This is a genomic window from Camelimonas sp. FR25 (assembly GCF_059740505.1).
In genome coordinates, this window is record NZ_JCAWFG010000078.1 from 108,127 (window position 1) to 125,867 (window position 17,741).

Sequence of the window (17,741 nt, forward strand, 5' to 3'; positions counted from 1 at the left end):
CCCTTCAAGGCCTTGAGCACCTTGTCTGCCGCTGAACTGTCAGCGCCGCAGCAGCCGCCCCAGAGAGAGCATGGCGACCCATCCCTTTGACAACATTCGCAACTTCTCGATCGTTGCGCATATCGACCATGGCAAATCCACGCTGGCGGACCGGTTGATCCAGGAAACCGGAACGGTGGCGGCGCGCGATATGGGCGAGCAGATGCTCGATTCCATGGACATCGAGAAAGAGCGTGGCATCACCATCAAGGCCCAGACCGTGCGGCTTGAGTACAAGGCGCAGGATGGCAAGGATTATATCCTTAACCTGATGGACACCCCCGGCCACGTCGACTTCGCCTATGAGGTGTCGCGCTCGCTGGCGGCCTGCGAGGGTTCGATCCTCGTGGTCGACGCCTCGCAGGGCGTCGAGGCGCAGACGCTGGCCAACGTGTATCAGGCGCTCGACGCCAACCACGAGATCGTGCCGGTCCTCAACAAGATCGACCTCCCCGCCGCCGAGCCGGACCGGGTGAAGGAGCAGATTGAGGACGTTATTGGCATCGACGCCTCCGAGGCTATCGCCGTGTCGGCCAAGACCGGCCTCGGCATCCCGGATGTGCTGGAGGCGATCGTCAGGAAGCTGCCGCCGCCGAAGGGCGATGAGACGGCGCCGCTGAAGGCGATGCTGGTCGACAGCTGGTATGATTCCTACCTCGGCGTCGTCGTGCTGGTGCGCATTATTGACGGCGTGCTGAAGAAGGGCATGACCATCCGCATGATGGGCTCCGGCGCCAATTACGGCGTCGACAAGGTCGGCGTGTTCCGTCCCAAGATGACAGACATGCCGCAACTTGGTCCGGGCGAGGTCGGCTTTTTCACCGGCTCGATCAAGGAAGTCGCCGACACCCGCGTCGGCGACACCATCACCGAGGAACGACGCCTGACCGCCGAAGCGCTGCCCGGCTTCAAACCCGCGCAACCGGTGGTGTTCTGCGGCCTGTTTCCGGTCGATGCGGCGGACTTCGAGAATTTGCGCGCCGCCATGGGCAAGCTTCGGCTCAATGACGCCAGCTTCTCCTATGAGATGGAGACATCGGCTGCGCTTGGCTTCGGCTTCCGTTGCGGCTTCCTGGGCCTGCTGCACCTGGAGATCATTCAGGAGCGGCTTGAGCGCGAGTTCAACCTCGACCTGATCTCGACGGCGCCGTCGGTGGTCTACAAGCTCAACATGGCCGACGGCTCGCAGATCGATTTGCACAATCCGGCGGACATGCCTGATGTGATGAAGATCTCTTCGATCGAGGAGCCGTGGATCCGCGCCACCATCATGACGCCGGACGACTACCTCGGGTCGATCATCAAATTGTGCCAGGACAGGCGTGGCGAGCAGGTCGACCTGAACTATGTCGGCAAGCGCGCCATGGTCGTCTACGACCTGCCGCTCAATGAGGTGGTTTTCGACTTCTACGACCGGCTGAAATCGGTATCAAAGGGCTACGCCTCGTTTGACTACGCCATTTCGGAATATCGCGAAGGCGACCTGGTCAAGATGTCGTTGCTGGTCAACGCTGAGCCGGTTGACGCCCTGGCCATGCTGGTGCATCGCACCCGCGCCGAGGCGCGCGGTCGCGCCATGTGCGAAAAGCTGCGCGAACTGATCCCCCAGCACATGTTCCAGATTCCGATCCAGGCGGCGATCGGCGGCCGGATCATCGCGCGCGAGACCATTCGCGCGCTGCGCAAGGACGTGACGGCCAAGTGCTATGGCGGCGACGCCTCGCGCAAGCGCAAGCTTCTGGACAAGCAGAAAGAGGGCAAAAAGCGCATGCGGCAGTTCGGCAAGGTCGAAATCCCGCAGGAGGCGTTCATCGCCGCCCTCAAGATGGACGACTGATCAAAGGATACCCGGCAAAATTCAGGGGCGCCCCTCCGGAGCGCCCCTTTTGCATTACACAACCCGGCTTACCCCGGCCGGCGCCGATAACCAGCCCGATCAGTCAGGTTCAAATGTCGTAGCTACGCCATTGATGCAGTAACGCAGTCCGGTGGGTGGCGGACCATCGGGAAAGACATGGCCAAGGTGGCCGCCGCAGCGGCTGCAATGCACTTCAGTGCGCACCATGCCGTAGCTACGGTCCTCCGACATCTCAATCGAGCCAGGCTCCGGACTGTCAAAACTGGGCCAGCCGGTGCCGCTGTCAAACTTTTTGGCGGATGAGAACAATTTTTGGCCGCATCCGGCGCAGACAAATGCTCCTTGCCGCTCTTCATGCAACAATGCACAGCTGCCGGGGCGTTCCGTGCCATGACCGCGCAAAACAGCATATTGTTCCGGGGTCAGTCGCTGCCGCCACTCAGCTTCGGTGAACGCTACTGGATAGGATTTGCCGTCTCCGCGCATAATTTGATGCTCCGCATGTTCGGCCTGCGCCCTGAAGGGGCGGCCCCTGATGATGGAGATCATGGTTCACGCAAGCGGATGCAAGTGCAACGCCGTGGTGGCTCAGGACATTGATGTGAGGCAAGGGCAAATGGACCTGCTCGTCTGCAATAGTAGCCAGTCGACGCCGCGCCACGTCCATTGCGCATGCGCCGGAGGCCGCGCGCCATGACCGCCTCTGACGGTCCATTCCGCACGCCGCCAGAGCAACCCAGCCAGTTCAGGCGTCGCCTCGCCGTTATTATGGCGGCGGATGTCGCCGGTTATTCACGCCTGCTCGCCACGGGCGAAGAGCAGGCCCTGGGGCTGTTTAACCAATGCCGCGCCATTTTCGACGCCGAGGTCACACGATACGGCGGCCGGATCTTCAACACGGCTGGCGATTCGGTGATGTCCGAATTCGTTTCGGCCGTGGAAGCTGTGCGGGCGGCGATGGCCATTCAGCACGCTCTCGATGCGGTGAACCAGACCGTCCCAGCCGAGAGAAAGGTATTGTTTCGGATCGGTGTGCATGTCGGCGACGTCGTCGAAAGTGACGGCGATCTGCTAGGCGATGGCGTCAATATCGCCGCGCGCCTCGAGGGCGCCTCGCGTCCGGGCGGCGTGTGCATATCGCGTGGCGTGCATGATGCGGTGGTGGGCAAGGTCTCAGCCGACTTCCGCCCGCTTGGCGCCCTGTCGCTCAAGAACATTCCGACCCCGGTCGAGGCCCATTGCATCATCCTCTCTGACGGCGACCGGGGTGCTTCCGACGCCCCGGTTGTCAACGCCCCGGCTGCGGCCGCGCCATTGCCAACGAGCGCGGCGCGGCGCGGCCAGCGCCGCCGCAAACGCCTTTACCGTCTGGCGCTGATCGCGCTTGCCATCACAATCGCCGTTCCCACAGTCAGATTTGCCCGGCAGCAGCTGGAGACACAGCTGGGGTTGCGGCTGGGCAAGCCCGCTACAGAACGCGCCGTGCAGAATGTGGAGCCGCTGCCGTCGCCTGGCGGTGAACAGCGGGCCGAAGCTGGGAGCCAGCCCAGGCCAGACGCGGCGGCGGCTGCACGGACGCTGTTGCAACGCGGACGCCAGGGCGAAGCGGCGGGTGACGCTACGGCAGCGCGAAAGGCATATGCGGACGCCGCTTTGCTCGGCGCCGGCTACATCGAGCCAGCCTCTAGCCTCGCGGCCCTGGTTGGGGCGCGGGAAGGCGTATCGGCCGCCAGGGACGCGATCTCCAGCCTCGCCGCCAGCGTCAAGGACAGCGCTGTCAAAATGGTCCTTGCCCAGCAGGCGCCAGCTGCCGAGCGCGCAAACCGGCTGAGGCGGTTACTCGACGAGGACAAGGCGTTCTTGCCAGCCTGGTTCGCTTATGGGCTGGCTTTGGGCGACGTGGGCGCGGGGCCCCCTACCCTCGCGCGCCTGCAGGTAGAAAAGGCCGCGTTTGAGCAGTTCCTCGCGGCCGCCCGCCCGGACGCGGCCCACCGCCATTTTCTCGAGGAAGCGACGCTTGAGGACTGGTCCCGGCGCGCCACGAGGCGTGTGCGCGACATTGAGGCGTCGCTCAACGGACGGCAATTGCGCCCGACTCTGTCCTATACGCTGACGCCAGCGCATATCAGTGTGCAGGTCGGGTTGCCGGAAGACGCCAGCGCCGTGCAATACCGTTTGGGAGACAAGGGGCGCTTCTCACGCGCTGACCTCAGTCTATCGAAGGGCGCTGGAACTGCGCGCAGCGCATCCTTCGCTTTACCCGCCAGGGCTGGGAAAACCTCCATCCAGATCACCTATACCGATCAAGGCGGACTACAGGCCGGGCCGTTCGCCTTTCCATTCGACGCAACGGAACTGGCGGGTGCGCAGGAACGCAACGTGTTGACGGCCACATCAGGTTCCTGGGTCACCTGGGCGGCGGACAGGGATGAGCTGTTCTTCCCCTATTTACTTGGATATCGCTGCGTGATCGACACGGCGCTGGTGGGCTTTGACGGCGCGGAGCCGGACATCGCGCTGCCCCTGCCGCGTGACGGCTGCGACCAGGGCCTGCCGCCGCCAGCCGGCGCCCAAAGCAGCATTCCCGCGCCTCATGACGCCAGAAGCGTGCTTGTCAGGCTGACGCTTAACAATGGCGTGAGCCCGCCCGGCGTCAGCCTGAACCGTGATCAGTAGGCCGCCACGCCCTGTTTATTTTCAACCTCTTCAGCCATAAGACAGGGGGCGTGATGGCCTGGCTGCTCAGGCTGGCTGAACGGAGCGTCATCCACCCAAATGCAGCGCATGGCCAGGTCCAGTTCATCTCCTCGATACAGCCTGCAGATGGTCGTCGCCTTGACCTTTGCGGCGATCATTGTGCTGATCGTCGGTGGCCTGTCGTGGCTCAATCACCGCAGCATGGCACAGCTTGCCCATCGGGAAGCCCAGGAGCGTTTCCGCGACATTTCACGGCTGATCCGTGACGAGGCCAACGATCAGCTCGCCACAGCGCATATTTTCCTCAAGACCATAACCGATACGGCCGCTCCATCAGCGCCCGATGAGGGCCTTGGCAAGCTGTTGCTGGGACTGCAGCGCACCCTTCAGGAGACGACGCCAGCCGTTCTGGCCTTGCTGGCCGGCTGGCCAGACGGCTCCCTGGTCATGAGCCAGAGGATCACACGGCCCCTGCCGGGGGCGCCGCCCGCCGCCCAGTACCGCATTCTGGTCACCCGCCCCGATGGCGATGGCGGTCAGTTTCGCCGCACTGGCGTTTACGCCGACAGCAACGGCGGAATCATTGGTCGGTTCACGCCTGAAGCCACTGATTACGATGTCAGGACCAGATCCTGGTATCGTATGGCGATGGAAAGTCGGACGCCGGTGACGCCAGCGCCTTATCGCTTCGCCACAACGCCAGAAATGGGCGTAACGGTCGCGCAAAGGGCGGCGCTTTTGCCTGGACTGGTGTTTGGCATCGACGTGCTTCTGTCTGACCTCGACGATGTTCTGGCGCGAATGAAAGCGCACGCGCGGCAGGAACTGGTGCTGTTCACCGTGGATGGCGAGTTGGCGGCCCATCCGGCTGGACGCAAGTACCGGCGCGGCGATGCGCCTACGGGCCCCAATGGTTTGCCGCTGATCGCCGGACTTGGCTCGCCATTGCTCAAGGCCGTAGCGGAGTCCTATCAACTTGATCGATCGCCTGGCGACCGCATGGTGAGCGCCGGAGGCGAGAGCTATCTTGTGCACTTCGAGCAGGCGCTGGCTGGCACCGGCATGGTCACCGCCATCGCCATTCCGCAATCGGCCATTCTTGGCGCTGCCAATGACATGGCGCGGCGCTTGCTGGCGATGGGCCTGCTGGCGCTACTTGCGGCCTTCCCCATCGTCTATTTCGCTGCCCGCAGCATCACCAGCCCGCTAAAGGCGCTGACCCGGCGGGTGAGCAAGATTGTCGCGTTCAACGGTGATTCAACGCCGCCGCCGCCGACGCGCATCACCGAAATCCAGGAGCTGTCGGGCGCCGTCACGGGCCTCGAACGCGCCATGAACAACTTCATGCGCTATGTGCCGAGCCAGATTGTCCGCAGCATCGTTGCGGACGGCGTGCAACCCACCCTCGGCGGCGTGAGACAGCCGACGACCGTGGTGTTCACCGACATCGCAAATTTCACAGGCATCGCTGAACGGCTCGAGCCTGAGGCGCTCATGCAGCTGACGTCACGCTATTTCGCGGTGATGGGCGGGGCGCTGGTGGATCATGGGGCGACGATCGACAAGTTCATCGGAGACAGCGTTATGGCCTTCTGGAATGCGCCTGAGCCCCAGCAGGACCACGTCAGGCTGGCCTGTTGCGGCGTGCTCGCCGCCGCGCAGGCGCTGCAATGCCTCAACCAGGAGTTCGAACGTGAAGGGTTGCCCGCCCTGCACACCCGCTTCGGCATTCACACTGGCGAGGCCGTTATCGGCCATGTCGGTTCCTATGATCGTCTGAGCTACACCGTGCTTGGCCATACGGTGAACGTCGCTTCTCGGCTTGAGGCGCTCAACAAGCAGTTTGGCACATCCATTCTGGTGACCAAGGCCGTGGTTGATGGCGCAGGCCCAGGCTTCGCGTTCCGGGAAGTGGGTATCGCCACAGTCCGGGGCGCCAGCGAGCGCATCACGACGTACGAATTGTGCGGCCTTGGGAACGATGGAGGTCTGACGACAGGATCGGCGGAGACAACTGCCGTCGAGGATCCGGTCAGCAGCTAGACCGGCATGCTTTTTTTCACCGCACCTGAAAACGATGTTCAAACCAGTGTTCAAGGCGGCGTTCAAGCATGGACGACGTGCAAATGGAAAGCGCGCTAAAACCCACCGATGGCTTGCCTGTGGGTTATCGTCAGCGCTAAACCCATCTTAACCGCCAGATGGGCGCATTTCAGGCGCTGCGTGTTGCGACCACCAGGTCCGGCACAGGGAGATTGACGTGGCGCAACTGCAGCAAGGCCAGTCACCGCGATCGCGTGCCTCTGACATTGAGCGCGCCTGCAAGGAGCGGGGTCTGCGCATGACCGGCCAGCGGCGCATTATCGCGCAGGTGCTGGGCGAGATGGACGACCATCCTGATGCCGAGGAACTGCATCGCCGCGCTATGCAGCTTGATGCGCGCATTTCACTATCGACCGTATATCGTACGGTCCGCCTGCTGGAAGATGCTGGCATCCTCGCCAGGCACGAGTTCGGCGATGGCCGGGCCCGCTATGAGCGTGCGGCGCGCCAGCATCACGATCATCTGATCGATATACGCACCGGCGCCGTCATTGAGTTCCAGTCTGAAGAGATCGAGCGGCTGCAAGCGATCATCGCGCGTGAGCTTGGCTATCGCCTGGTGCGGCACCGACTTGAGCTTTACGGGGTGCCGCTGGGCGATAATGCGCCGGTGGAAGCGGACGATGACGGCCCGGCTGATTGAGCCATGGGCAATTTGCGCGCTTACGCCATCATTGGCGCCCTGGGTGCCCTGACCGTCATTGCAGCGCCGGTGCAATGGCTGGCCCTGCGTTGTGGCTTCAGGCCCGTCTACCGGCTGTTACCGGTCTATTTTCACCGCATCGTCTGCAGGCTTATCGGCATTCGCGTCCGGGTCATCGGTCAGCCTCCCAGGAACCAGGCCACATTGCTGGTGTCCAACCATGTCTCCTGGGCGGACATCACAGCCATATCCAGCGTGGCGCCGCTGTCCTTCATCGCCAAGTCGGAAGTCGCCGGCTGGCCGATATTTGGCGCCTTCGCCAGGTTGCAGCGCTCGGTTTTCGTCGATCGCTCGCGCCGTAGCGCCACCGCTGAAGTGAATGATCTGGTTGCGCGGCGCCTGGAGAGCCGCGAAGCCATCGTATTATTCGCTGAAGGCACAACAGGAGAAGGGCTGAGAGTTCTGCCGTTTCGCTCGGCCCTTGTCGGCGCGGTGCGCGATCAGGCAGGAGCGCAGACAATGCGCCTGCAACCGATGAGCATCACCTATGTGCGACGCAGCGGCCTGCCCCTTGGACGTCGCAATCTGCCCCAGATCGCCTGGTATGGCGATATGGATCTGGCGCCGCACCTCATGGACTTGTTACGACGCGGTCATGTTTATGAGGCTGTCATAAGCTTTGGCGATCCTGTTCCGGCAAATGGCGGCATCGATCGAAAGACGGCGACCCGAACGGCAGAAGGATTTGCCAGAAACGCCGTGCGCGCACAGCGGCGTCTGGGGCGATGATCTGGCGTTGTGCGACAAGAACGCCATCACCTGGTTTGACCTGTGCCAATAGTTGGCGACATACGCTATTATGGCGCTGTGCTGGCGGAGCGCCACAATAACCAGGCCATCGCCACCTTGTTATAAGGCGATCGGCCCAGGCCGCGAGGCATGGCTGGCCAGCCGCACCGGTGCAGGCCCTAATGTGAAAGTGTTTGGCTAACGTGAAAAAAGTTCACGTCAAATCATATGGTTGCCAGATGAATGTCTACGACGCCGAGCGCATGGCGGACGTTCTGGCGACCGAGGGATATGTCGAGACAGCCAGCATTGATGATGCTGATCTGGTGATCCTGAACACCTGCCACATCCGGGAAAAGGCCGTTGAAAAGGTCTATTCGGAACTTGGCCGGGTACGGACCAATAAGGCTTTGCGCGCGCGCGAGGGCAAGGAGACCCGCGTGGTGGTCGCTGGCTGCGTGGCGCAGGCGGAAGGCGCAGAGATCATGCGCCGCGCCCCGGTCGTTGATGTTGTGGTCGGCCCCCAGAGCTACCACCGCCTGCCGGAGCTTCTGTCAGCACGCCGCAAACAGGACGCCGTCGACACCGACTTTCCCGTGGAAGACAAATTCCGGCAGTTGCCGCAGCGTCGGCAGGCGCCGCAGGCGAACCAGCCGATCTCCGCGTTCCTGACGATTCAGGAGGGCTGTGACAAGTTTTGCACCTTCTGCGTCGTGCCTTACACGCGGGGCGCCGAATCGTCGCGACCGGTCGCGGCCTTAATGGGCGAGGTCCGTCGGCTTCTCGGTCTTGGCGTGCGGGAATTCACGCTTCTGGGCCAGAACGTCAACGCCTGGCACGGCGAAGGCCCCGATGGAAAGACCTGGTCGCTGGGGCGACTTCTGCGCCATTTGGCTGACATCGACGGCATTGAACGTCTGCGCTACATGACCAGTCACCCTCGCGATATGGATGATGAACTGATCGCCGCCCACCGCGATGTCCCTCAGGTCATGCCCTATCTCCATTTGCCCGTTCAGTCCGGCGCTGACCGCATCCTGGCGGAGATGAATCGCAAGCATACCGCGGACGAGTATCGTCGCATCATTGACCGGGTGCGCGCCGCCCGACCAGACATTGCGCTGTCTTCGGATTTCATCGTCGGCTTTCCGGGCGAAACGGACGCGGATTTCGCCGAGACCATGCGCCTGGTCAACGACATAGGCTTCGCCAGCGCGTTTTCCTTCAAGTACAGCCCACGACCAGGCACGCCAGCGGCGGGCCATGCGGTCCAGATCGATGAGCAGGTAAAGTCGGATCGCCTTGCCGAGTTGCAGGCCGCGCTTGAACGTGATCGGGCCGCCTTCAACCAGAACATGGTCGGACGCGTTATCGATGTGCTGGTTGAGCGCCATGGGCGGACGCCAGGCCAGATGGCCGGCAAGTCACCTTATCTGCAGGGCGTGCATTTTGATGGACCCGCCAATCTGATGGGCACGAGCGTCCCGGTAGAGATTATCGAGGCAACCGCTGGCAGCCTGCACGGCCGGCTCGCCGGCTGGCAAGCGGCTGCGAGCGGCGCTCCCCAAACCGGCGCGGCGCTGCCGCCCGAAGGTTTTTCCGCGCCGCAAGGCGCGTCCATGCCGCTAACCTCCCAAGGAAGCGTGAATGCCGCGTGATGACGTCGACCACCCGGGCGCTGCGTCCAGTCGTGAATGGTCTCCCCTGCAGGCGGGGGCAAGGGGCGGCCCAGCGTCCCGATCAGGTGAACGCCCGACGGAAGTGACGCTGGCGCTAGACGACAACCGCCTCGCCAGCCTGGTCTTCGGCCAGTTTGACCAACATTTGGCGCATATCGAACGCCGCCTCGACGTGCAGTGCACGGCGCGTGGCGCGAGAGTGGTTATTACTGGCGACGCAGAAGCCGCCAAGAAGGCGCGCAAGGTGATTCTGGCGCTCTATGAACGGGCGCGCCAGGGCGAGGGCATCACCCCTGGCGACATCGACGGGGTTATTCAGGAGATCGCGCTGCAAGGTAATCTGTTTCCTGGCGAAGACGGCGGCGTGGCGCCAGGGAATTTCCGCCAGATCGTGACCCGAAAGCGTGGCGGCGTGCGCGCGCGCAATGCAGCGCAGGATGACTATCTGCGAACCTTGCAAGGCAATGAACTGGTCATCGCTGAGGGTCCCGCAGGCACCGGCAAGACCTGGCTCGCCGTGGGACACGCCGTTTCGCTGCTCGAACAGGGCGTGGTGGAACGACTTGTGTTGTCTCGCCCAGCTGTCGAAGCAGGTGAGCGACTCGGCTTTCTGCCTGGCGACATGCGCGAGAAAATCGATCCCTACCTGCGTCCTGTTTATGACGCCCTGTACGATTTCATGGACGCGCGCACGGTCGAGCGCGGGCTCACCACCGGCATGATCGAAATTGCCCCCCTCGCCTTCATGCGCGGACGCACGCTGACCCGCGCCGCCGTTCTGCTGGACGAGGCGCAGAACTGCACCACCATGCAGATGAAGATGTTTCTCACCCGGTTGGGTGAAGGCTCACGCATGATCGTGACTGGTGATCCGTCGCAGATCGATTTGCCGCCCGGCCAGCAGTCCGGCCTGGTGCAGGCCTCAAGAATCCTCAACGGTGTTGAGGGTGTCGGCCATGTTCGCTTCGCTGACAGCGATGTCGTGCGCCACGATCTGGTTCGACGCATCGTGACCGCATATGAAGACGACGCCCGCGAGCAACTCGTGCGCGGCGCAGGAGCGCCGCCGCCTCGCCGCACGGGACACGCAGAATGAGCGCGGCGATTTCAGTCGACGTCGACGCGGACAGCCCACTTTGGGCAGCATTGCCCGACGCCACGCGCCTGGCTGAGCGCGCGGCGCTGGCGGCTGTCGCTGCGGGTGACGTCGCGGTGATGCCTGGCTCAGAGCTTTCGGTGCTGCTGGCGGATGACGCGACGCTGCGCGAACTCAACCGCACCTGGCGGGACAAGGACAAGCCTACCAATGTCCTGTCGTGGCCGGCAGCAGACCCGGACGATCTGGCTGATTCGCCGGTGCTCGGCGATATCGCCCTGTCATGGGAGACGCTGATCCGCGAGGCCGGGGATGAGGGCAAAGCCGTCGCTGACCATTTCACACATCTGATCGTGCATGGCGTGCTGCATCTGCTAGGCTATGATCACGAAACGGATGAAGAAGCCGACGAGATGGAGATGCTCGAGGTACAGATTCTTGCAGGCCTTGGGGTCGGCGACCCTTACGCAGGCACGGAGCCTGATGGCGGCTCAGCGCCGGAGGCGGTAGCGCGATGAGTGACGACCGGAGCTCACGACAAAGCCGCGCCGCTCAGGGCTGGCTCGATCGCTTCCTGGCTCGCGCAAGGCCCCGCGCGGCGGGATCGGTTCGCGACGACCTCGAGGACGTGCTGGAGCACAGTGCCCCGACAGACGAGTTCTCGGCTACGGAACGCGCGCTATTACGTAACGTTCTTACACTCAACGAGATGCGCGTCGCGGACGCCATGGTGCCGCGCGCCGACATCATCGCCATTCGCGAAGACGCGCGTATAGCGGAGTTGTTGAGCCTGTTTCGCTCGGCGGGACATTCTCGCCTGCCCGTTTACGCCGGCTCGCTCGATGATCCACGCGGCATGGTGCACATCCGCGATTTCCTCGACTATCTGGCGTCCGGGTCTGAGAACGGGCCCGACGTGTCCGCCCCACCCAGCTTCGCCTCGGTCGATCTGAACACACCGCTGACAGACACGCGTCTTGTTCGACCGGTGCTGTATGTGCCGCCCTCTATGCCGGCTGTGGATCTGTTGGTGCGCATGCAGTCCAGCCGCATTCATATGGCGCTGGTGATTGACGAATATGGCGGGATCGATGGCCTGGTCTCCATGGAAGACGTCGTCGAGCTCATCGTGGGCGACATTGAGGATGAGCACGATCTCGAATCCGGTCCGATGATTGGCGCAGTCGGCAACGACGCTTTCGACGCCAACGCCCGCGCTGATCTTGAAGAAACCTCAGTGGCCCTGGGCGTTCAACTCAACGTCGACGATATAGCGGACGAAATTGACACCTTGGGTGGGCTGGTGGCCCATTTGGCGGGTCGCATCCCAACCACTGGCGAATGTATTGCCGGACCACATGATCTGGTGTTCGAGGTGCTTGAGGCTGATCCTCGCCGGTTGAAGCGAATTCGTATCCATCGGGGCGCTGGCGCTGCTGAAAAGCGCGCTGTTACGGAAGCCGGATTGACTGCTCCGCCGACTGATCCGTCTGAACAGCATTGATGCGCGCTTTCATTTGCCGGTACGCTGGCGCCAACCGCTGGCTCCAGCGCGGCGTGATGTTCGCAGCCGGCGCCATGGGGGCGCTGGCTCTGCCGCCCTATAGCTTTTTCCCGGCGCTTTGCGTCGCCATGACTGTCGGCGTGTGGGCCATAGATGCGGCCACGCTCAGCCACGGCTGGCATGTAAAGGTGCGCGCCGCGGGCGCCTCAGGCTGGTGGTTTGGCTTCGGTTATTTCGTCGCCGGGCTGTGGTGGCTCGGAGCGGCGTTTCTGGTTGAGGCGGAGCAGTTCGCCTGGGCGCTGCCATTGGGCGTGCTGGGCCTCCCCGCCGTGCTGGCCCTGTTTCCTGCAGCCGGATTTGCGCTCGCAGCCGCCCTGTGGCGCAGTGGGCCACAACGCGTTCTGATTTTTGCTGGCGCTCTGGGACTCAGCGAGTTTCTGCGTGGCACGCTCTTCACCGGCTTTCCATGGAACGCCTATGGCATGGCGCTCGGCGACCATCTGTGGACCGCCCAGATCGCCTCCATTCTCGGCCTCTACGGGCTGACCACACTCACTGTGGCGCTGGCCGCGGCGCCAGCGACGCTGGTGTGCCCACCAGGAGCGCAACAGCCCGGCGGCCGAATCGCGCGACTGTTGCCGACAGCTATCGCCGCAGCCGTGCTGGCGGGCGTCGCGGCCTATGGGTTCGCGCGCATTCCTCAGGGGCCTGCTCCAAGTGAAGCTGGCGTAAAGCTGCGGATCGTGCAGCCGTCGATCACCCAGGACACGACAGTATTTAATTGGGACAATCGCGAGCGCATTCTCAACCAGTACGTGCGCCTGACACAGGGCCTGCCGGGCGCCTCTTTGCAAACCGCGAAGGTCACCCATGTGGTGTGGCCCGAATCGGCCTTCCCCTTCCTGCTAGCTGACACCCCTGAAGCCCTGCGCACTATTGGCGACATGTTGCCGGACAGCGCCGTCCTTGTGACTGGCGCCGCCCGTGCGGAAGCGAAGGCCCCAGGTGGGCGGCCGAGTGTCTTTTACAATTCGATGCAGGTCGTCGATCACCATGGCCGGGTAGTCAGCGCCTATGACAAGTCGCATCTGGTGCCGTTCGGCGAGTACATGCCTTTCGCCAGTCTGCTGGATCGCATTGGCGTCCGGCAGTTCGTCCAGATACCTGGCGGCTTTACCCCAGGCGAGGCTGGCGGCGACCTTAAGGCTCCGGGGTTGCCGCATGTGAGCCCCCTCATCTGCTACGAAGCGATCTTTCCAGGCTTCGGCCCAGCCCGTGGCCCGTCTGGCGTCATCCTGAATGTCACCAATGACGGATGGTTCGGCAACACGCCTGGCCCATGGCAGCATTTCGCTCAGGCGCGCCTGCGGGCGATCGAGACCGGGCTCCCGCTGGTGCGCGCCGCCAACACGGGCATCTCCGCCGTGGTTGATCCATGGGGTCGAATCGTCAGCAAATTAACTCTTGGAGAGACCGGCTACATCGATTCGCCGTTGCCATCTGCGATCTCTCCGACGACTTATGCCCAAAAGGGCAATTTAGTTTTCGCCTTGCTTCTGATTTTCTGCTTCTCTTGGTGTGTGTTGCCCCCGGGCGCAGGGACAGCGCCCAGACGACTTGATGTTGGTCCATGACGCCAACGGAGACAGATGGTGAGCAAGGCCCGCAATCCTATCGACCAGTATGTCGGCAGCCGGGTTCGCATGCGCCGCATGTTGGCGGGGCTCAGCCAGGAAAAACTCGGCGACGCGCTGGGCGTGACCTTTCAGCAGATCCAAAAGTATGAAAAGGGCGCAAATCGCATCGGAGCCAGCCGGCTGCATCAGATCGCCCTGGCGCTAGAGGTGCCCGTTTCGTTCTTCTATGACGGCGCCACTCCAGCGGCCGAGCGCTCCGGAGGCTTTGCCGAGAGCCTGGGCGCGGACAATGTCAGCAATTTTCTCGCCACATCAGAAGGCCTGCAACTGAACCGCGCCTTCGTCCGTATCAAGGATCCCAGCGTACGACGCAAAATCGTGGCGCTCGTGGAATCCATTGCTGGAGCGCAACCCCCTGCCGGACCTGACACTACTGGCAAACCGGAGAAGGTTATTCCCTCTCCCTGACAGACGCTTGACGTCCTGGAGCCAGTAACCTACGCAAGCGGCGTATCCATTTGGTCTGGAGGCTCGGGTGTCGCGTCAGAACTACCTTTTCACCAGTGAGTCGGTGTCCGAGGGTCATCCGGACAAGGTGTGCGATCGCATTTCCGATACCATTGTCGATGCGTTTCTGGCGGAAGATCCGGAGGCGCGCGTCGCCTGCGAGACGCTCGCCACGACCAATCGGGTGGTGATCGCTGGCGAAACGCGTGGGCCTGCGACGCTGACCCATGAATATCTGGCGCATCTGGCCCGGCTCGCCATTCGCGACATCGGCTATGAGCAGAGCGGCTTCCATTGGGAGAACGCTGACATTGAAGTTCTGCTGCACGCCCAGTCCGCCGACATCGCTGTCGGCGTCGATGCGGCTGGCGAGAAGGACGAGGGTGCTGGCGACCAGGGCATCATGTTTGGCTATGCCTGCCGCGAGACGCCTGAGCTGATGCCCGCGCCCATCTATTACGCGCACAAAATTCTGAAGCGGCTTGCCGAAGCGCGGAAGTCCGGGGAATCGGGCGTGCTCGGCCCGGACGCCAAGAGCCAGGTCACCGTTCGCTACGAGAATGGCAAGCCCGTTGCAGCGACCCAGATCGTGGTCTCGACCCAGCATCTGGACGAAAGTCTGACGTCGCACGACGTTCAGGCCATCATCGAGCCTTATGTCCGCGAAACGCTGCCTGAGGGCTGGATTTCTGACTCCACCGTGTGGCACGTCAATCCGACTGGCAAATTCGTCATCGGCGGTCCGGACGGCGACTGTGGCCTGACGGGCCGCAAGATTATCGTCGACACCTATGGCGGCGCAGCGCCGCACGGCGGCGGCGCCTTCTCGGGCAAGGATCCGACCAAGGTCGATCGCTCGGCGGCCTATGCCGCGCGCTATCTCGCCAAGAATGTGGTGGCGGCAGGCCTTGCTGAGCGTTGCACGATTCAGCTGTCCTACGCGATCGGCGTCTCACGCCCTCTGTCGCTCTATGTCGATCTGCATGGCACTGGCCAGGCTGACGAGGGCAAACTCGAACAGGCCTTGCTGAATGTGATGGATTTGTCGCCGCGCGGCATCCGCAGTCATCTGTCGCTAAACCGGGCGATTTATGCCCGCACTGCGGCTTATGGCCACTTCGGTCGCGCGCCAGAGGCAGATGGCGGGTTCTCGTGGGAGCGCACCGATCTCGCTGACGCGATCCGTAAGGCTGTCGCGGGCTGACAGCACGCTTCATGCCGTGACCTCACGCCGCCTCACGGGGCGGCGTTTGTTTTGGTGCATGAGCACACTGGCAGCGCCTGTCCCTGCCGGTGATCGACGGCTGTCGTTGCGCCGTTGGCGCGCGCGCCGTCCAACTTTACCACTTGCGCCAGCTCCGGAAGGCAAGACCTGATGACGACGGAACAGCCCCGCTCGGGCTTATTCTACGGCCGCAGAAAGGGCCACCCGCTACGCGAGCAGCAAGCCCGCCTCATGGATGAGGTATTGCCGCGCGTACGCGCGCCCGCAGGCACCATTCCCGACATCCAGCAGCTATTCGCCCGCCAGGTGGAGAATGTGTGGCTTGAGATCGGGTTTGGCGGCGGCGAACATCTCCTGCACCAGATGGCGCTCAATCCCGATACTGGCTTTATCGGTTGCGAGCCATTCGTGAACGGTATGGCCAAGCTGATGGCGGGCGAACCCGACCTGTCGCGCATCGCTTTGCATGACGCTGACGCCACCGAACTTCTGCCCCGGCTTCCGGCCGCCAGTATCGAGCGCGTCTTTGTACTCTACCCCGACCCATGGCCGAAACGCCGGCAACGCAAACGCCGCATCATCAGTCCCGAAACTGTGACGCAGCTCGCGCGCGTGCTCAAGCCAGGCGGCGTCTTTCGCTTTGCGACGGACATCGACGATTATGCCGCATGGACCCTGGCGCGGGTACTGGGGTCGGAACAGTTCGACTGGGCGGCGGAGCGCGCGGATGACTGGCGTCTCGCCTGGCCGGACTGGCGCACTACCCGTTACGAGCAGAAGGCCTTCCGGGAAGGTCGCGTTCCAAGCTATCTGACTTTCGTCCGGCGCGAGGACGCCCCGTTAGCTGCGAGCGTCTGATTACTTGCGACCGCCAGACCTGATGCGCCCGGAATATGCCCGTTCATGCCCCATGCGGCGCGTTTGGCATGACCGCATGGGCGTGGGATGCTTCTGCGCAAGTTCTGGCGCAGAAGCCAATCCCGTCCTTGCAATTAGCGCGCGCAAAGCGTATTTGTGGAATATTCCAACATTCCAGAACGATCCGGAAACGGGTCGAGCCGGAGAGTGGGCTCCTGACGGGGTCCGCTCTTTTTTGTTTTAGCCGGTTGAGATTTTGCGGCTGAGGGCCGCATGACCGGCTCGAGGAAGGTCAAAGACGATGGCCGAGTTGTCGGACAAGCGGGTAGTGACGGAATCGGGTGTGGCGGCGCGCGTCGCCGCCATCGTTGAACCGGTGATCGAAGACCTTGGTTTTGTCCTGGTGCGGGTCAAGGTGTCTGGTCTCAATGGCTGCACGGTGCAGATCATGGCCGAGCGCCCCGACGGCACCATGACTGTCGATGATTGCGAGATCATCAGCAAGGCGGCCTCGCCGGCCCTCGACGTTGATGACCCCATCGACCGGGCATATCACCTTGAAGTCTCGTCGCCGGGCATTGACCGGCCGCTCGTGCGCCAGTCGGATTTCATCCGCTGGTCAGACTATGACGCGCGGATTGAGCTGAACGCGCTGGTGTCGGGCAGACGGAAATATCGTGGCGTCTTGCGTGGCGTTGATGAGGGCCATGTTCTGATCGAGCGCCCCGACGCCGGCGCCGATGAAGAACGTATTGCTCGTCTGGCGCTGACGGACATCCTTGAAGCGCGCCTTCTGCTCACCGATGCTGTGATTGAGGAAGCGCTCCGCCGCGAAAAGGCTGCGCGCAGCCTGCGTGGAGAAGATGCTGACGACGACCTGACGCTTGATGACGACGTGGAGGTCCAAATCGACGCCGCGACGGACAAGCATCACTGAACTCGCTCACGCAGTTTGGGCGCCCAGGTTCGCTGGGCGCCCCATACCCATTCACGCTCGCTACGTTTTGGCGTGCGCATACCGTAACGAGCCCGGCGGTGGGGCGTTTCCCCGCGCTGGCTCCCGATAGACGCCCGACCTGCGCAACGCCCCAGGCTAACGCGCAGCC

16 protein-coding genes are annotated in these 17,741 nt (G+C 63.0%); 14 read left to right on the top strand and 2 right to left on the bottom strand.

Annotated elements, in window-relative coordinates; translation table 11 throughout:
- Nucleotides 1-70 precede the first annotated feature (70 nt).
- Nucleotides 71-1,876 carry a translation elongation factor 4 gene (gene lepA, locus AC6A67_RS10090; RefSeq protein ID WP_498036421.1) on the top strand — a complete coding sequence of 602 codons (1,806 nt, stop codon included), beginning with the start codon at nt 71-73 and terminating at the stop codon, nt 1,874-1,876.
- Nucleotides 1,877-1,975: 99 nt separating this feature from the next.
- Here the strand turns inward: lepA and msrB are convergent, their stop codons facing one another.
- Nucleotides 1,976-2,383, bottom strand: a complete 408-nt coding sequence (msrB, locus tag AC6A67_RS10095) for a peptide-methionine (R)-S-oxide reductase MsrB (protein WP_498036506.1) — start codon at nt 2,381-2,383, stop codon at nt 1,976-1,978.
- Between the two features lie 207 nt (nt 2,384-2,590).
- On the opposite strand from msrB, the gene AC6A67_RS10100 reads away from it, so the two are divergent.
- Nucleotides 2,591-4,573 carry an adenylate/guanylate cyclase domain-containing protein gene (locus AC6A67_RS10100; RefSeq protein ID WP_498036422.1) on the top strand — a complete coding sequence of 661 codons (1,983 nt, stop codon included), beginning with the start codon at nt 2,591-2,593 and terminating at the stop codon, nt 4,571-4,573.
- Here AC6A67_RS10100 and AC6A67_RS10105 read toward each other — a convergent pair.
- Nucleotides 4,567-4,752, bottom strand: coding sequence for a hypothetical protein (locus AC6A67_RS10105; RefSeq protein ID WP_498036423.1), 186 nt, complete (start codon nt 4,750-4,752; stop codon nt 4,567-4,569). The two genes, AC6A67_RS10100 and AC6A67_RS10105, sit on opposite strands and share 7 nt — an antisense overlap.
- 1 nt (nt 4,753) lies before the next feature.
- On the opposite strand from AC6A67_RS10105, the gene AC6A67_RS10110 reads away from it, so the two are divergent.
- The 12 genes from AC6A67_RS10110 (at nt 4,754) to rimP (ending at nt 17,572) form a co-directional block, all read left to right on the top strand.
- The gene (locus AC6A67_RS10110) at nt 4,754-6,637 is read left to right on the top strand and encodes an adenylate/guanylate cyclase domain-containing protein (protein WP_498036424.1); all 1,884 of its coding nucleotides are present in this window, start codon (nt 4,754-4,756) and stop codon (nt 6,635-6,637) included.
- Nucleotides 6,638-6,902: 265 nt separating this feature from the next.
- Nucleotides 6,903-7,340, top strand: coding sequence for a Fur family transcriptional regulator (locus AC6A67_RS10115; protein ID WP_498036507.1), 438 nt, complete (start codon nt 6,903-6,905; stop codon nt 7,338-7,340).
- Nucleotides 7,341-7,343: 3 nt separating this feature from the next.
- Nucleotides 7,344-8,129: a lysophospholipid acyltransferase family protein gene (locus tag AC6A67_RS10120; RefSeq protein ID WP_498036425.1), complete on the top strand. Its 786-nt coding sequence runs from the start codon at nt 7,344-7,346 to the stop codon at nt 8,127-8,129.
- 203 nt (nt 8,130-8,332) lie between these two features.
- Nucleotides 8,333-9,787, top strand: coding sequence for a tRNA (N6-isopentenyl adenosine(37)-C2)-methylthiotransferase MiaB (gene miaB / locus AC6A67_RS10125; RefSeq protein ID WP_498036508.1), 1,455 nt, complete (start codon nt 8,333-8,335; stop codon nt 9,785-9,787).
- Entirely contained in the window at nt 9,777-10,904 is a 1,128-nt protein-coding gene (locus AC6A67_RS10130) for a PhoH family protein (RefSeq protein ID WP_498036426.1), read from the top strand. The genes miaB and AC6A67_RS10130 overlap by 11 nt, the downstream gene beginning before the upstream one ends.
- Nucleotides 10,901-11,422, top strand: coding sequence for an rRNA maturation RNase YbeY (ybeY, locus tag AC6A67_RS10135; protein WP_498036427.1), 522 nt, complete (start codon nt 10,901-10,903; stop codon nt 11,420-11,422). Before AC6A67_RS10130 ends, ybeY begins: the two co-directional genes overlap by 4 nt.
- Nucleotides 11,419-12,408, top strand: coding sequence for a hemolysin family protein (locus AC6A67_RS10140; protein ID WP_498036428.1), 990 nt, complete (start codon nt 11,419-11,421; stop codon nt 12,406-12,408). Before ybeY ends, AC6A67_RS10140 begins: the two co-directional genes overlap by 4 nt.
- A complete protein-coding gene (gene lnt / locus AC6A67_RS10145) occupies nt 12,408-14,042 on the top strand; it encodes an apolipoprotein N-acyltransferase (RefSeq protein WP_498036429.1) in 1,635 nt (544 codons plus the stop codon). The genes AC6A67_RS10140 and lnt overlap by 1 nt, the downstream gene beginning before the upstream one ends.
- Nucleotides 14,043-14,057: 15 nt before the next feature.
- Nucleotides 14,058-14,513 carry a helix-turn-helix domain-containing protein gene (locus AC6A67_RS10150; RefSeq protein ID WP_498036430.1) on the top strand — a complete coding sequence of 152 codons (456 nt, stop codon included), beginning with the start codon at nt 14,058-14,060 and terminating at the stop codon, nt 14,511-14,513.
- Between the two features lie 67 nt (nt 14,514-14,580).
- Nucleotides 14,581-15,756 (top strand): methionine adenosyltransferase, encoded by a 1,176-nt coding sequence (gene metK, locus AC6A67_RS10155; RefSeq protein WP_498036431.1) that lies wholly within the window; start codon nt 14,581-14,583, stop codon nt 15,754-15,756.
- Nucleotides 15,757-15,927: 171 nt separating this feature from the next.
- Nucleotides 15,928-16,635 (top strand): tRNA (guanine(46)-N(7))-methyltransferase TrmB, encoded by a 708-nt coding sequence (gene trmB / locus AC6A67_RS10160; RefSeq protein ID WP_498036432.1) that lies wholly within the window; start codon nt 15,928-15,930, stop codon nt 16,633-16,635.
- Between the two features lie 301 nt (nt 16,636-16,936).
- A complete protein-coding gene (gene rimP / locus AC6A67_RS10165) occupies nt 16,937-17,572 on the top strand; it encodes a ribosome maturation factor RimP (RefSeq protein WP_498036433.1) in 636 nt (211 codons plus the stop codon).
- The last annotated feature ends 169 nt before the right edge of the window (nt 17,573-17,741 follow it).

What these genes read in the sequence shown, in the direction of transcription:
- lepA (WP_498036421.1), top strand. Translation starts at nt 71, where the DNA reads ATGGCGACCCATCCCTTTGACAACATTCGCAACTTCTCGATCGTTGCG.
- msrB (WP_498036506.1), bottom strand. Translation starts at nt 2,383, where the DNA reads ATGCGCGGAGACGGCAAATCCTATCCAGTAGCGTTCACCGAAGCTGAG.
- AC6A67_RS10130 (WP_498036426.1), top strand. Translation starts at nt 9,777, where the DNA reads ATGCCGCGTGATGACGTCGACCACCCGGGCGCTGCGTCCAGTCGTGAA.
- ybeY (WP_498036427.1), top strand. Translation starts at nt 10,901, where the DNA reads ATGAGCGCGGCGATTTCAGTCGACGTCGACGCGGACAGCCCACTTTGG.
- AC6A67_RS10150 (WP_498036430.1), top strand. Translation starts at nt 14,058, where the DNA reads ATGGTGAGCAAGGCCCGCAATCCTATCGACCAGTATGTCGGCAGCCGG.
- AC6A67_RS10140 (WP_498036428.1), top strand. Translation starts at nt 11,419, where the DNA reads ATGAGTGACGACCGGAGCTCACGACAAAGCCGCGCCGCTCAGGGCTGG.
- AC6A67_RS10120 (WP_498036425.1), top strand. Translation starts at nt 7,344, where the DNA reads ATGGGCAATTTGCGCGCTTACGCCATCATTGGCGCCCTGGGTGCCCTG.
- trmB (WP_498036432.1), top strand. Translation starts at nt 15,928, where the DNA reads ATGACGACGGAACAGCCCCGCTCGGGCTTATTCTACGGCCGCAGAAAG.
- AC6A67_RS10100 (WP_498036422.1), top strand. Translation starts at nt 2,591, where the DNA reads ATGACCGCCTCTGACGGTCCATTCCGCACGCCGCCAGAGCAACCCAGC.
- AC6A67_RS10105 (WP_498036423.1), bottom strand. Translation starts at nt 4,752, where the DNA reads ATGATCGCCGCAAAGGTCAAGGCGACGACCATCTGCAGGCTGTATCGA.
- rimP (WP_498036433.1), top strand. Translation starts at nt 16,937, where the DNA reads ATGGCCGAGTTGTCGGACAAGCGGGTAGTGACGGAATCGGGTGTGGCG.
- lnt (WP_498036429.1), top strand. Translation starts at nt 12,408, where the DNA reads ATGCGCGCTTTCATTTGCCGGTACGCTGGCGCCAACCGCTGGCTCCAG.